Annotated in this window: 13 protein-coding genes and 5 tRNA genes; 11 read left to right on the forward strand and 7 right to left on the reverse strand. The window is 71.0% G+C overall.

Translation table 11 applies throughout. The annotated features are described in order from the left end of the window. Positions 1-6: 6 nt before the first annotated feature. From IEX37_RS01895 to IEX37_RS01905, 3 genes are all read right to left on the reverse strand, one after another. A complete protein-coding gene (locus IEX37_RS01895; protein ID WP_188754543.1) occupies positions 7-1,218 on the reverse strand; it encodes a thiolase family protein in 1,212 nt (403 codons plus the stop codon). A 71-nt stretch (positions 1,219-1,289) separates the two neighbouring features. After that, the gene (locus IEX37_RS01900) at positions 1,290-2,543 is read right to left on the reverse strand and encodes an HRDC domain-containing protein (protein WP_188754544.1); all 1,254 of its coding nucleotides are present in this window, start codon (positions 2,541-2,543) and stop codon (positions 1,290-1,292) included. Beyond that, complete coding sequence (locus IEX37_RS01905; RefSeq protein WP_188754545.1) at positions 2,536-3,117, reverse strand: DUF3000 domain-containing protein; 582 nt, start codon at positions 3,115-3,117, stop codon at positions 2,536-2,538. Before IEX37_RS01905 ends, IEX37_RS01900 begins: the two co-directional genes overlap by 8 nt. A gap of 25 nt (positions 3,118-3,142) precedes the next feature. Between IEX37_RS01905 and IEX37_RS01910 the strand changes: the two genes are divergently transcribed. Then, positions 3,143-4,330 carry an alpha/beta hydrolase family protein gene (locus IEX37_RS01910; RefSeq protein WP_188754546.1) on the forward strand — a complete coding sequence of 396 codons (1,188 nt, stop codon included), beginning with the start codon at positions 3,143-3,145 and terminating at the stop codon, positions 4,328-4,330. A gap of 30 nt (positions 4,331-4,360) precedes the next feature. On the opposite strand, the gene IEX37_RS01915 is transcribed toward IEX37_RS01910, so the two are convergent. Both IEX37_RS01915 and IEX37_RS01920 read right to left on the reverse strand, forming a co-directional pair. Further along, a complete protein-coding gene (locus tag IEX37_RS01915; RefSeq protein WP_188754547.1) occupies positions 4,361-4,804 on the reverse strand; it encodes a SufE family protein in 444 nt (147 codons plus the stop codon). A gap of 18 nt (positions 4,805-4,822) precedes the next feature. Beyond that, entirely contained in the window at positions 4,823-5,719 is an 897-nt protein-coding gene (locus tag IEX37_RS01920; protein WP_188754548.1) for a sulfurtransferase, read from the reverse strand. Between the two features lie 168 nt (positions 5,720-5,887). Here IEX37_RS01920 and zapE point away from each other — a divergent pair, with 168 nt between their 5' ends. The 3 genes from zapE to IEX37_RS01935 all read left to right on the forward strand — a co-directional run bounded on the left by zapE (position 5,888) and on the right by IEX37_RS01935 (position 8,572). Next, on the forward strand, positions 5,888-6,907 hold the full coding sequence (zapE, locus tag IEX37_RS01925) for a cell division protein ZapE (protein WP_188754549.1): 1,020 nt from the start codon (positions 5,888-5,890) through the stop codon (positions 6,905-6,907). A gap of 185 nt (positions 6,908-7,092) precedes the next feature. After that, entirely contained in the window at positions 7,093-8,328 is a 1,236-nt protein-coding gene (locus IEX37_RS01930; RefSeq protein ID WP_188754550.1) for an ammonium transporter, read from the forward strand. A 168-nt stretch (positions 8,329-8,496) separates the two neighbouring features. Further along, positions 8,497-8,572 (forward strand) — tRNA-Val (locus IEX37_RS01935). 53 nt (positions 8,573-8,625) lie between these two features. On the opposite strand, the gene IEX37_RS01940 is transcribed toward IEX37_RS01935, so the two are convergent. Next, positions 8,626-8,817, reverse strand: coding sequence for a hypothetical protein (locus IEX37_RS01940; protein WP_188754551.1), 192 nt, complete (start codon positions 8,815-8,817; stop codon positions 8,626-8,628). Positions 8,818-8,978: 161 nt separating this feature from the next. On the opposite strand from IEX37_RS01940, the gene IEX37_RS01945 reads away from it, so the two are divergent. The 7 genes from IEX37_RS01945 to IEX37_RS01975 all read left to right on the forward strand — a co-directional run bounded on the left by IEX37_RS01945 (position 8,979) and on the right by IEX37_RS01975 (position 12,370). After that, positions 8,979-9,051 (forward strand) — tRNA-Gly (locus IEX37_RS01945). Between the two features lie 50 nt (positions 9,052-9,101). Continuing rightward, positions 9,102-9,172, forward strand: a tRNA-Cys gene (locus IEX37_RS01950). A gap of 25 nt (positions 9,173-9,197) precedes the next feature. Further along, positions 9,198-9,269 (forward strand) — tRNA-Val (locus IEX37_RS01955). A 28-nt stretch (positions 9,270-9,297) separates the two neighbouring features. Next, positions 9,298-9,370: transfer RNA gene (locus tag IEX37_RS01960), tRNA-Gly, on the forward strand. A gap of 17 nt (positions 9,371-9,387) precedes the next feature. Further along, a complete protein-coding gene (locus tag IEX37_RS01965; RefSeq protein WP_188754552.1) occupies positions 9,388-9,771 on the forward strand; it encodes an ankyrin repeat domain-containing protein in 384 nt (127 codons plus the stop codon). 74 nt (positions 9,772-9,845) lie between these two features. Continuing rightward, positions 9,846-11,822, forward strand: coding sequence for a threonine--tRNA ligase (gene thrS, locus IEX37_RS01970; protein WP_188754553.1), 1,977 nt, complete (start codon positions 9,846-9,848; stop codon positions 11,820-11,822). Next, complete coding sequence (locus IEX37_RS01975; protein WP_188754554.1) at positions 11,819-12,370, forward strand: HIT family protein; 552 nt, start codon at positions 11,819-11,821, stop codon at positions 12,368-12,370. The genes thrS and IEX37_RS01975 overlap by 4 nt, the downstream gene beginning before the upstream one ends. Here IEX37_RS01975 and IEX37_RS01980 read toward each other — a convergent pair. Next, entirely contained in the window at positions 12,367-13,713 is a 1,347-nt protein-coding gene (locus IEX37_RS01980) for an aminotransferase class I/II-fold pyridoxal phosphate-dependent enzyme (protein WP_188754555.1), read from the reverse strand. The genes IEX37_RS01975 and IEX37_RS01980 overlap by 4 nt on opposite strands. Positions 13,714-13,741: the final 28 nt, after the last annotated feature.

Raw genomic sequence — 13,741 nt, forward strand, 5'->3', positions numbered from 1 at the left:
CCGCCCTCACTTCTGCTTCTTCTTCTTGCCGGTGTAGTGGGGGTTCTCCCAGATGACGGTGCCGCCCTGGCCGAGCCCGACACACATCGCGGTGAGGCCGTAGCGCACCTCCGGGTGCTCGGCGAACTGCGCCGCGAGCTGGATCATGAGCCGGACTCCCGACGCCGCGAGCGGATGCCCGACCGCGATCGCGCCTCCCCACGGGTTCACGCGCGGGTCGTCGTCGGCGATCCCGAAGTGGTCCAGGAAGGACAGCACCTGGATCGCGAAGGCCTCGTTCAGCTCGAACAGGCCGATGTCGGAGATGTCGAGCCCCGCCTTCGCGAGGGCCTTCTCGGTCGAGGGGATCGGGCCGATTCCCATGATCTCCGGCTCGACGCCCGCGAAGGCAAACGAGACGAGCTTCATCTTCGGTGTCAGGCCGTGCTCCTTCACGGCGGCGCCGCTCGCCAGCAGGCTGACGGTCGCACCGTCCGTGAGCGGCGAGGAGGTGCCGGCGGTGACGCGGCCGTGCGGACGGAACGGCGTCTTGAGGCCCGCGAGCCCCTCCAGCGTCGTCTCGGGGCGGCGGCCCTCGTCCTCCGTCGCGAGACCCCACTGGCCGTCGGGACCCGCGATCGCCACGGGGGCGAGATCCGGCTGGATCTTGCCCGCCTCGTACGCGGCCTGGAGCTTGCGCTGGCTGAGCATCCCGTAGCGGTCCGCGCGCTCCTTGGTCAGGTGAGGGAACCGGTCGTGGATCCGCTCGGCCGTGACCCCCATGTTGAGAGCGCCGGGATCGACGAGCTTTTCGGCGACGAAGCGCGGGTTCGGGTCGGCGTTGGAGCCGATCGGATGGCGTCCCATGTGCTCGACGCCGCCCGCGATCGCCAGGTCGTACATCCCCACGCCGATCGACGCGGCCATGGTCGTGACGCTCGTCATGGCGCCCGCGCACATCCGCTCCACGGCAAGCCCGGGGACCGTCATCGGCAGGCCGGCGAGGATCGCGGTCGTGCGCCCGAGCGTGAGCCCCTGGTCGCCCGTCTGCGAGGTCGCGGCGATCGCGACGTCGTCGATCCGGTCCTTCGGAACCTCGGCGTTGCGTTCGAGCAGGCTCTTCATCGCCTTGACGACGAGGTCGTCCGCCCGCGTGTTCCAGTACATGCCCTTCTCGCCGGCGCGCCCGAAGGGCGTGCGCATGCCATCGACGAAGTAGACATCAGAGAGCTCGGCCACTCTGCCTCCCAGTGTTGGTTGCGTTCAGCCTAGGAGGCGCGGGGGCGGGCCCGGAACCGGTTGGATCGAACCTACGAAGCCTCTTCCGGCCCGTCGGCGGGCGGTTGAACGGCCCGCACAAACGCGTCGGCGATCAGCTCGGCGGTCTGGGCGATCTGCCATTCCCGCGCGCCGTGGGCGCGCAGCGCGTCCGCGATCGTCGCCGCGTCGGCGGGGACGGGCGGCTCCCACGCGAGGCGGCGCAGGGTGTCGGGCGTGAGCAGGTTCTCGGTGGGCATCGCGAGCTCCGCCGCGCGCTGCTCGACCACGGGGCGTGCGAGCTTGAGCCGTGCGTCGGCCTGGGGATTGCGGTCGGCCCATGCGCGCGGCGGCGGCAGCGTGTCGCTCGGCACGCGCTCCACCGGCAGCTCGGCGCTCTGTCGGCCCGCGACGATCGCGTCCCACCAGCGGTCGAGCTGGGTGCGGCTCGCGCGGCCGTTGAACGCCTTGAGCGCCGCGAGCTCCGCCTTCGTGGCGGGGGCCGCGAGGACAGCCGCCACGAGCGCCCGGTCCGGCACGAGGCGACCCGGTGAGACGTCCTGCTGCTGCGCGTACTCCTCGCGCGCGAGCCACAGCTGACGCGCGACGGCGAGGTTGCGTCGACCGCGTACCGTGTGCAGGCCGCTCAGGCGGCGCCACGGCTCGGCCCGCGGCGGCTTCGGCTCGCGATGCAGCGTGGCGACGAACTCCTCCTCCGCGAACGAGGTCTTGCCGGCCTCGTCCAGCGCCGCGACGAGCGCGTCGCGGACGTCGACGAGGTGCTCGACGTCGAGCGCCGCGTACTCGAGCCAGGACTGGGGCAGGGGCCGCGTGGACCAGTCGGCCGCCGAGTGCTCCTTCTTGAGGGTGATCCCGAGCGTCGCCTCCACGACCGCCGCGAGCCCCACCCGCTCCCACCCGAGCAGCCGCGCCGCCAGCTCGGTGTCGAAGATCCGCGGCGGCACCAGGTCGAGCTCCCGCAGGGACGGGAGGTCCTGGCTGGCGGCGTGCAGAACCCATTCCTCCGTGCCGATCGCCTCCTGGAGCGGGGCGAGGTCGTCGAGCGCGGGCGGGTCGAACAGGAAGACGCCGGCGCCTCGCCGGAACACCTGCACGAGGTACGCGCGCTGCGAGTAGCGGAACCCGGAGGCCCGCTCGACGTCCACCGCGACCGGGCCGTGTCCGGCCGTCAACGACGCGCACGCCGCGCGCAGGCGCTCCACCGTGTCGACGACCTCGTACTGCGCGGGGCCGTCGGTCCGTGCCCCGGCGTCGTTCGCGCCGTTCTGCGTCGGGCGGTCAGGCAAGGGGACCCCTCCGTTCGCCGAGGACGGCGATGCCCTCGGAGCCCGGGGGCAGTCCGGCCAGCATGCACACGAGTTCCGCCCACGCCTCGAGGTGCGCGCGGAACGGTCCCTCCGGGCTCCACGAGGCGCGCAGCTCGATCTGCGCGCCGTCGCCCTCGGCCGCGAGCGAGCCGAAGCCCGTGGACAGGATCTTCGTGGCCGTCCCCGACGCGGAGTGATAGCCGGCGCCGCGCGATTCGAGCGCGTCGACGAGCCAGGACCACGTCACGTCCGCCAGCAGCGGGTCCGTGCCGATCTCCGGCTCGAGGGGTGCCTGGGCGAAGGAGACGATGCGCCACGCCCCGCCCCACTGGTCGGGCTCGGCGGGGTCGTGCAGCAGGATGAACCGGCCGGTGCCGAAGGGCGAGTCCCCGTGCTCGGTCGGACGGACGTCGCCGGCGAGGGCCAGACTGTACGGCGCAACGCCCTGCGGAGAGGGGATCTCCCGCACGACGAGGTCGTCGCGGAAGGTCGCTGCGCGCAACTCCGCCGCGGCGTCGGCGAACGCCGGGGGAGCGCCTCCATCTGCAGTCACGCCGTCAGATTAGAGTGGGGGAGTCATGAAGCTCCTCAGGCGCGCCGCTTCCCCCGCCGCCGCATCGGCGCTCGTCTCCGTGCTGGGCCTGGGCGTGCTGTTCACGAGCGTCGCGGCCGCGGTCGGAGTGAGGATCGCGAGCGTCGCTCGCCGGGTCGTCACCCCTGCGCCCCGGGTCGCGGACGTGGAGGTGCTCGCGGTCGACCGCGGGGCCCAGACGATCACGCTCTCGCGCACGCCGGACACGCAGCTGCCGGGGCGCTACGGCGTGTTCACGAACGGCGCGGGCTACGTCAAGCTGGGCGCGGTCCTGAGTCAGGACGCGTCGAGCGTCACGCGCAAGCTGCTCAGCCACATCGACGCGGGCACGCGGCTGGGGCCGCACGCGTCGTTCAGCGGCTGGTATTTCGACGAGCCGGATCAGCTCCACCTGCCGTTCACGCACGAGATCGTCGAGACCCCGGTCGGTCCCAGTCCCGCGTGGCTCTTCCCGTCCGGACGAGGCGACGTCTGGGCGATCCTCGTCCATGGGCGCGGCACGACGCGGGCGGAGACGCTTCGCGCGGTGCCGCCGCTGCACGCCGCGGGCGTCTCCGCGCTCGTCGTCTCCTATCGCAACGACGGCGAGGCGCCCGCGAGCCGCAGCGGGCTGTACGGCCTGGGCGCCACCGAGTGGCGCGACATCGATGCCGCGATGACGTGGGCCCGCGAGCGCGGTGCGGAGCGCATCGTGCTGATGGGCTGGTCGATGGGCGGCGCGATCGTGCTGCAGACCGCCGTGAACTCGCCGGGCCGGGACGCCATCGTGGGCCTCATGCTCGACTCTCCCGTTGTGGACTGGCGCATCGTCCTCGACTACCACGCCCGCGAGCTGGGCGTCCCGGACTTCGCGGCGCGTGCTGCCATGGGCACGCTGTCGAAGCCCTGGACGGCGCGCGCCGCGGGCGCTGGCCGGGGCGTGCGCTTCGACGACCTCGACATGGTGGCCAGGGCCGGCGAGCTGACCGTGCCGATCCTGATCCTGCACAGCGACGACGACGGCTTCGTGCCGTCGGACGCGTCGCATGCGCTCGCGCGGGCGCGTCCGGACCTGGTGACCATGGAGACCTTCACCGTCGCGCGGCACACCAAGCTGTGGAACTACGACGAGGGACGCTGGACGGGCGCCATCCGGGCGTGGCTCACGGCGCGGGGACTGAACGCTCAGGCCTGACGGGCGCCGGTCGCCTGCGCGCGGGGCGGATCACCGGGCGTCGAGGCGGGCGCGCACCTGCCGCTGGGCGCGCATCAGCATTCCCGTCATGCCGGCGATCCGTAAGGGGGACACGGCGCGGGTCAGCCCGAGCGTCTGCGGGAAGTCGCCCGGCACGGCGAGCACCTCGGCGGCCCGCAGCCCGCTCAGGCCCTGCACGAGGATGCTCGCGAAACCGCGGGTCGTGGGCGCCTCGGCGGGCGCGACGGCGTGCATCGCCACGGTGTCGTCCGCCGACACCTCGACCGCGATGAACACGGGCGACTGGCACTCCGCGACGCGTTCCGTGAGCTCCGGGTGCTCGGCGTAGTGCGCGGGCAGCTCGGGGAGCTCACGCGAGAACTCGAGGAGGAGCTGCAGGCGCTCCGGCTCGTCCAGCGCGAGGAAGTCGTCGCGGATCCCGGCGAGCGCGGCGGGAAGCGTCTCGGAGGTCATCGCCTCATCATGCCACCGTCAGGAGGCGGGGGCTCCGCTCTCCGGACCCGTGGCGATCGGTACGCGCACGGCGGAGCCCCACTCCGTCCACGATCCGTCGTAGTTGCGGACGCGCTCGAAGCCGAGCAGGTGCTTGAGCACGAACCACGTGTGGCTGGACCGCTCGCCGATGCGGCAGTAGGCGACGATGTCGTCGTCCTCGGTCAGCCCCACCTCGTCGCGGTAGATGGCCTCGAGCTCCGCGCGCGACTTGAAGCCGCCGTCCTGGGCCACGGCCTTCGCCCACGGCACGTTGCGCGCCGAGGGAATGTGCCCGGCGCGCAGGGCGCCCTCCTCGGGGTACGCCGGCGCCGTGGTCCGCTCGCCCGTGAACTCCTCGGGGGAGCGGACGTCGATGAGCGGCCGGCCCAGGTGCTCCAGCACGTCCTCCTTGAAGGCCCGCAGCGTGCGGTCGTCGCGCTCGACCACGGGGTAGTCGGTCGCGGGCCGCTGCGTCGGCTCCGTCGTGAGCGGCCGGCCCTCTGCGATCCAGCGGTCGCGCCCGCCGTCGATCAGGCGGACGTCCTCGTGGCCGAACAGCGAGAAGACCCACAGCGCGTACGCCGCCCACCAGTTGTTCTTGTCGCCGTAGATCACCACGGTGTCGTCACGCGAGATCCCCTTCGCGCTCAGCAGCCGCGCGAAGCCCTCTCCGTCGACGTAGTCGCGCACGACCGGGTCGTTGAGCTCGGTGTGCCAGTCGATCTTGACGGCGCCGGGGATGTGGCCGGTCTCGTACAGCAGCACATCCTCGTCGGACTCGACGATGACGAGGCCCGGGGCTCCGAGTCGCTCCTCGACCCAGGCGGTCGACACGAGACGGCCCGGCTCGGCGTAGTCGGCGAAGGCGGGGGACGAGTCGAATTCCACGGGCATGGATGCTCCTCAGCGTTCGGGTGCCGACGCCGGCGATGAACCGGGCCGGGACGGTCGCGATGCGGGACGGAACTAGGCTGTGTGCGTCCCACTGTCGAGCGTAGGCGCCGCCGAGCACGCGCGCACCGGCGCCGGCGCTCAGCGCGTAACGATCGGAAACCTGCTGCCATGACCTCTTCCGCGACCGGCATCGTGCATCTCACAGAGCGCCAGCCCCAGCTGTCCGGCGAGGAGATGCTGGCGAGCCTGGTGCCGCCGCCGCAGTTCGACGACGCGACCTTCGAGTCGTACCGCGCCGATCCCGCCTACCCCTCGCAGCAGGAAGCCAAGGAGCTGCTCGTCACGTTCGCGGTCGGTGCGCCGCCCGCGAAGCGGGGCGGCCTCTTCTCCCGGCGGCCGAAGACGCCCGAGGTCAAGCCCGGGGTCTACCTGGATGGAGGGTTCGGCGTCGGCAAGACGCACCTGCTGGCATCCATCTACCACGCCGTGCCCGCGCGGCGGAAGTACTTCGGATCGTTCATCGAGTACACGGCGCTCGTGGGCGCGCTCGGCTACAAGAACACCGTGGATCTGCTGCGCGGATCGGCGCTGCTGTGCATCGACGAGTTCGAGCTGGACGACCCGGGCGACACGATGGTCATGACGCGTCTGCTCGGCGAGCTCGTCGCGAGCGGGACACGGCTGGCCGCCACGAGCAACACGCCGCCCAACGCCCTCGGCGAAGGGCGTTTCGCGGCCCAGGACTTCCTGCGGGAGATCCACGCCATGGCGGACAGCTTCCAGACGATCCGCATCGACGGCGTGGACTTCCGTCAGCGCTCGCTCGACGGGAGCGCGCCCGTGCTGGAGGACGGCGCGTACGCGGAGTCGCTGGCGCGTTTCGGCACCGCGAGCGACGATGCCTTCGACGCCCTCATCGACCACCTGGCACGCGTGCACCCCTCTCGCTACATCCGGCTGATCGACGGCGTCGACGCCATCGGTCTTCGCGCCGTCCGCCAGCTCCAGGACCAGTCGGAGGCGCTGCGCTTCGTCGCGTTCGTGGATCGCGTCTACGACGCGCAGCTGCCCGTGCGCGCCACCGGGCTGCCGCTGGACGAGGTCTTCAGCCCGGAGATGCTGGGCGGCGGCTACCGCAAGAAGTACCTGCGCGCGATCTCGCGGCTGGTCGCCTCCACCAACTCCTGATCCCCCTCATCGCACGGACCGCGTAACGCACTGTTTACGCGGGCGAGGGTTGTGTAACCGACGCGAAACACCGCAGGCACCGGGCGGGTAATGGCGCGTCGGAAGGATGGGGCCATCCGACGGGCACCCGTACCCGAGATCGCTCGTCGGTGTCCTGTTACACAACACTTGGATGAGGTTTTCTCATGGATGCTGGAAATACCGCGTGGCTGATCGCCGCGACGGCGCTCGTCCTGTTCATGACGCCCGGCGTCGCCTTCTTCTACGGCGGTCTGGTCAAGGCGAAGAGCGTCGTGAGCATGATGATGATGAGCTTCGGCTCGCTCGGCCTGGTGTCGGTGCTCTGGATCCTGTACGGAGCCAACATGAGCGCCGTGTCGGGGGAGTCCTTCTTCGAGTTCGCGGGGAACCCCTTCTCGGACTTCGGCCTGGCCGGTATCGCCGACAGCAGCGACGACCTCCTGAGCACGACGTTCGGCGCGACGTTCGCGATCATCACGGTCGCGCTCATCTCGGGCGCGATCGCGGACCGCGCCAAGTTCGGCGCGTGGATGATCTTCGCCGGCGTCTGGGCCACCCTCGTGTACTTCCCCGTCGCCGCCTGGGTCTGGGGCGACGGCTGGATCATGCAGCTCGGCGAGGCCATGTTCCCCGGCGCCGGCGTCGAGGTCCTCGACTACGCGGGCGGCACGGTCGTGCACATCAACGCCGGTGCCGCGGCACTGGCCCTGGCACTCGTGCTCGGCAAGCGCATCGGCTTCCAGAAGGGCGTCCACAAGCCGCACAACGTGCCGCTGGTGATGCTCGGAGCCTCGATCCTCTGGTTCGGCTGGTTCGGGTTCAACGCGGGCGCCGAGGGCACCGGGGCGCTGGGCACGGAGGACACGGTCGTGGGCCTCATCGTGGTCAATACTCTCGGCGCGACAGCGGCGGCCATCCTCGGCTGGCTGATCGTCGAGAAGCTCAAGGACGGCAAGGCGACCTCGGTGGGGGCTGCGTCGGGTGCCGTCTCGGGTCTCGTCGCGATCACCCCCGCGTGCGCCAACCTCGCGCCCGGCTGGGCCCTGCTGCTCGGCATCATCGCCGGTGCCGCGTGCGCCCTCGCGGTGGAGCTGAAGTGGAAGCTCGGTTACGACGACTCGCTCGACGTCGTGGGCATCCACCTCGTCGGCGGTCTGCTCGGCGCGCTGTACCTCGGGTTCTTCGCGACCGGCACGGGACTGTTCGTCGGCGGCGGCATCGAGCAGCTCGTGATCCAGTTCATCGCCGCGATCGTCACGCTCGTGTACGCCTTCGTGGTCGCCTGGATCATCGGCTTCGCGATCGAGAAGACGATCGGCTTCCGCGTGAAGAACGAGGACGAGATCGCCGGTGTGGACACGGTCGTCCACGGCGAGGAGGGCTACGCGCTGGTCGACTGACCGGCCTGCCCTCCCCGAGGGGCGTCGCGACGCAGGGTCGCGGCGCCCCTCTCGCGTGCGTCTGTGGGGATCGCCACGCCCGCGTTCCGTGACGGTTCGGCGCCGCGGTCGGCATCGGGTAGTATGACTTCTCGGCCCGCACGGCGCCGACTCACAATTTCACAGCACGGGCGATTGGCGCAGTTGGTAGCGCGCTTCCTTCACACGGAAGAGGTCATCAGTTCGAGTCTGGTATCGCCCACCACAGGAAAGGCCTCGGAGGAATCCGAGGCCTTTCGCGCACCCCCGCGTGACACGTCAGTGTGAGCCGGGGTCCTTGGTCGGGTCGCCGGGGCGCACGTCGGCGTCCTCGGCGATGTCGATGCGCTTGACGCCGTCCCGCTCGCTCACGACGATGCGCGGATCGGCGTCTTCCTCGGTGGCGTCGGGCGCCGCGGTCAGCTGGTCGCGGCGCTTCTCCTCGTCGGTCATCTCGTGCTCGGTGCCCATGCGTCGAGGCTACCGATCGGGCCGCGGCGGGGGAGCGGCTTGACAGCGCGCGGACACTCCCTCGGCGATCCCACGGACACGCCCGAAAACGCTCGGCGGTTTGGATCCGTCGTCCGCGTCGGCTAATGTGTAACAAGTGCCCGGTGCGAATCGGGCGCAATGCGGATGTAGCGCAGTTGGTAGCGCATCACCTTGCCAAGGTGAGGGTCGCGAGTTCGAGTCTCGTCATCCGCTCGAGTGCAGGGATCCCCTAGGATCTCGGCATGCGGGTTTCGATCCCCCGCGGTGGCGTGGCCGAGAGGCGAGGCACCGGCCTGCAAAGCCGTTTACACGGGTTCGAATCCCGTCGCCACCTCGTCATAACTGAACAGCTCTCACGAGCGCGATTGGCGCAGCGGTAGCGCGCTTCCCTGACACGGAAGAGGTCACTGGTTCGATCCCAGTATCGCGCACGAGTCGGATCACCTGGATCCGCCTCATGCGGATGTAGCGCAGTTGGTAGCGCATCACCTTGCCAAGGTGAGGGTCGCGAGTTCGAGTCTCGTCATCCGCTCTGTAAGACTGATTCGCATGAGCGAGAACCTGCCCGACGGCGTCGCCGCGTTCACGGAGCGCCTGTTCGACATGGCCCGTGCCGGCGAGACCGGGGCGGTCCTGGAGCAGATCGACTCCGGCGTTCCGGCCGACACCGCCGACAGCCAGGGGAGCACCCTGCTCATGCTGGCCGCGTACCACGGCCACGCCGACCTCGTCGCGGGGCTCGCGAAGCGTGGCGCCGACGTCGATCGCGTGAGCGGGCGCGGCCAGACGCCGCTCGCGGGCGCCGTGTTCAAGCAGCACGACGACGTGGTGCGCGTCCTGCTCGCCGCCGGCGCCGACCCGGACGCGGGGACGCCCTCGGCGCGCCAGACCGCCCAGATGTTCGGACGGGCGCTGCCCGACACGTCCGGCTGAGCGGGACCGCCGCACGGCCGGGACGAGGCCGCGCCCGGACGTGTCCGGCCAGCGGCGCAACCTAGGATGGGGGAGTGACCACCGGATTCGATCTGCACCCCGAGAAGAACGTCGTCGCCATCCGCGTCGACGGCGCGCTGAAGGACCTCGCGACCGAGGTCACGCCGGAGCAGACGGTCGAGCCGGTCACGATCGACAGCGCCGACGGCCTGAACATCCTGCGGCACTCGACCGCACACGTCCTCGCCCAGGCCGTGCAGCGGCTGCGCCCCGACGCGAAGCTGGGCATCGGGCCGTTCATCACCGACGGCTTCTACTACGACTTCGGCGTCGACGAGCCCTTCACACCCGATGACCTCAAGGGCATCAAGAAGGAGATGCAGCGCATCGTCCGCGACGCGCAGCGCTTCGTCCGTCGCGTCGTCAGCGACGACGAGGCGCGGGCCGAGCTGGCGGGCGAGCCGTTCAAGCTCGAGCTGATCGGCCTCAAGGGCGGCAAGAAGGAAGCCGCGGAGGGCGCCGGCGTCGAGGTCGGCGAGGGCGAGCTGACGATCTACGACAACGTCGACGGCCGCACCGGCGAGACCGTGTGGAAAGACCTGTGCCGGGGTCCCCACGTGCCGACCACGCGCATGATCGGCAACGGCTGGGACATCCTCCGCGTCGCGGGCGCCTACTGGCGGGGCGACGAGCGGAACCCGCAGCTGCAGCGCATCTACGGCACGGCCTGGCCGTCGAAGGACGAGCTCCGCGCGTACCAGGAGCGCCTCGAAGAGGCCGCGCGCCGCGACCACCGCAAGCTGGGCCGGGAGCTCGATCTGTTCTCGTTCCCGGACGAGATCGGCTCCGGCCTGTCGGTGTGGCACCCCAAGGGCGGCATCGTGCGCGGCGAGATGGAGCAGCACGCGCGCCGCCGCCACATCGCCGAGGGCTACAGCTACGTGTACACCCCGCACATCACCAAGAAGGACCTGTTCGTCACGTCCAACCACCTCGTGACCTACGCCGACGGCGTCTGGCCGCCGATCCGGATGGACGAGGAGCGCGACGAGGACGGAAACGTCACCAAGCCGGGCGTCGACTACTACCTCAAGCCGATGAACTGCCCGATGCACATCCTGATCTACAAGGAGCGCGCGCGCAGCTACCGCGACCTGCCCCTGCGGCTGGCGGAGAACGGCACCGTGTACCGCAACGAGCTCTCCGGAGCGCTGCACGGCCTCACGCGCGTGCGGGGCTTCACGCAGGATGACGCCCATTTGTTCGTCACGCCCGACCAACTCGAGGCCGAGACGACCAAGGTGCTCGAGTTCGTGCTGTCCCTCCTGAAGGACTTCGGTCTCACCGACTTCCGCCTCGAGCTGTCGATGCGCGACGACGAGAAGTCGAAGTGGATCGGCGACGAGGAGGTGTGGGAGACCGCGACGGACGCGTTGCGCCGCGTGGCGCTGTCGACCGGGCTGGAACTGATTGAGGAGCCGGGCGAGGCGGCGTTCTACGGGCCCAAGATCGACCTGAAGGTGACCGACGCGATCGGCCGCTCGTGGCAGCTGTCGACCGTGCAGCTCGATTTCAACCTGCCCGAGCGGTTCGAGCTGGAGTTCACCGACCGGGACGGCGAGAAGAAGCGTCCCATCATGATCCACCGCGCGCTGTTCGGGTCGATCGAGCGGTTCTTCGCGATTCTGCTCGAGCACTACGCCGGCGACTTCCCGCTGTGGCTCGCGCCCGTGCAGGTGGTCGGGGTGCCGGTCGCGGACGAGTTCGCCGACTATCTCGACGAGGCGGTCGGCCGCCTGCGCGCCGCGGGCGTGCGCGCCGACGTCGACCACTCGGACGATCGCATGCAGAAGAAGATCCGTACGCACACCACGTCGAAGGTGCCGATCCTGCTCATCGCCGGCGAGCAGGACCGGTCCGCGGGCACGGTGTCGTTCCGGTTCCGCGACGGAACCCAGCGCAACGGCGTCCCCCTCGACGAGGCGGTCGCGCTCGTCTCGCGCGCGATCGAGTCCCGGACGCTCGTGCGCACGGCGGAAGACCTGTCGTGACGGAGGGGGCGTCGCCGCTCGAGGACGCCGCCGGCTTCGCGGCCGTCCCCGACGAGTTCCAGCGCCTGTGGACGCCTCACCGGATGGCGTACATCACCGCGGGCTCTGACGTGAACCGCGGCGCGGGCTGCCCGTTCTGCGCCGCGCCCGGGAAGGACGACGAGGCGGGGCTCATCGTGCATCGCGGCCGCACCGCCTTCGTGCTGCTGAACCTCTTCCCGTACAACTCCGGACACCTGCTCGTGTGCCCGTACCGCCACATCGGGCTCTACGACGAGGCGACGCCCGAGGAGGTCGCGGAGATCGGGGAGCTGACGCAGGTCGCGATGCGCGTGCTGCGCGGCGTGTCCCGCTGCGACGGATTCAACATCGGGATGAACCAGGGGCACGTGGCCGGAGCCGGCGTCGAGGAGCACCTGCACCAGCACGTCGTGCCGCGGTGGTCGAGCGACGCGAACTTCTTCCCGATCATCGCCAAGACGAAGGCGCTGCCGCAGCTGCTGGGCGAGGTGCGGGCCGCGGTCGCCGGCGCCTGGCCCTCTCCCTAGGCGCGCACGGCCGCGACCGCCGCAGCCAGGTCCGCCGCCAGGGTGTCGGCCTCCGCGTCGTCGAGCGCGTGGACGGTCAGGCGCAGGTGGCGGGAAGGATCCGAGCGGTCGCCGAGCAGGAACTCGTCACCCGTGCGCGCCAGCCACCCTCGGCGCATGAGCTGTTCGGAGACCGACCGGGCGGCGGCGGGCAGCTCGACCCACAGACTCAGGCCGTCGCCCGCCGCGGCGGGGATGCCCCGGCGGACGAGCCGCGCCGCGAAGTCGGCATTGCGGGCGGCGTAGTGCCGCCCGGCGCGCGTGACCACCTCTCGCGCGTCCTCGTCGGTGAGCAGCGCGTGTGTCAGGCGCTGGAGCAGGTGGCTGACCCACGTGGTGCCGGGGCTCAGGCGGAGCGCGAGGCGATCCGCGGTCTCCGGATCGGATGCCGTGACCGCGAGGCACATGTCCGGGCCGAGGAACTTCGACACCGAGCGGATGAGCGCGAACCGCCGGTGAGCCGGCCCGATGATCGAGTGGTAGGGGTGCTGCGACAGCAGCGAGAAGTGATCGTCCTCGATCACGAGCACGTACGGATGGTCCGCGAGCACCGCCCGCAGCTGCTCGGCCCTGCGCCGCGTGAGGCTCGCGCCCGTCGGGTTCTGGGCGCGGGGCGTGCACACGACCGCGCGCACGCCCTCTGCGAGGGCGTGGCGCAGCCCCGGGACGGTCATGCCCTCGTCGTCCACGGGCACCGGCACCGCGCGGTAGCCGCCCAGGCGCACCGTCTGGATGCTGGCGAGGAAGCACGGGTCCTCCAGCGCGACCGCGTCCTCGCGCGTGAGCGCCTGGGCGAGCAGCCGCTCGAGGGCGTCGGACGCGCCGTTCGTGACCGTGAGGCGCACGTCTGTCGGACGGAGATCCTCCGTGAGCCAGGCCAGCGCCCAGGCCTCCAGCTCGCGATCGATGACGGGCTCGCCGTAGAGCACGGGGCGTCCGACAACGCGCGGGAGGACGTGCGAAAGGTCGGGGATCAGGGCGGGGTCGGGATTGCCCGTGCCGACGTCGCGGAGCACGCTGTCCCGGGCGTATCCCTCCTGAGCGACGGGGGCGAGGTCCGCGACGCGCGTGCCCGCGCGGCCCTGCGTGATGACGAGCCCCGACGCCGCGAGCTGGCGGTAGGCGGCGACGACGGTGTTGCGATTGACTCCGAGTCGCTCCGCCAGACCCCGCACCGGCGGGAGCGCAGCTCCCGGACCGAGCGCGCCGCGCTCGACGAGCGCCCTCACGCTGTCCGCGATCTCCGCGGCCGTGCGTCCCGTGATCGCCGGGCCCGCGGCGGTGGTGGAGGTCGTGGATGTCACGCCGCGAGTCTACGTTCCGCGGCGTGCT

Source organism: Microbacterium album, assembly GCF_014643695.1.
In the GTDB taxonomy this organism is placed as follows: domain Bacteria; phylum Actinomycetota; class Actinomycetes; order Actinomycetales; family Microbacteriaceae; genus Microbacterium; species Microbacterium album.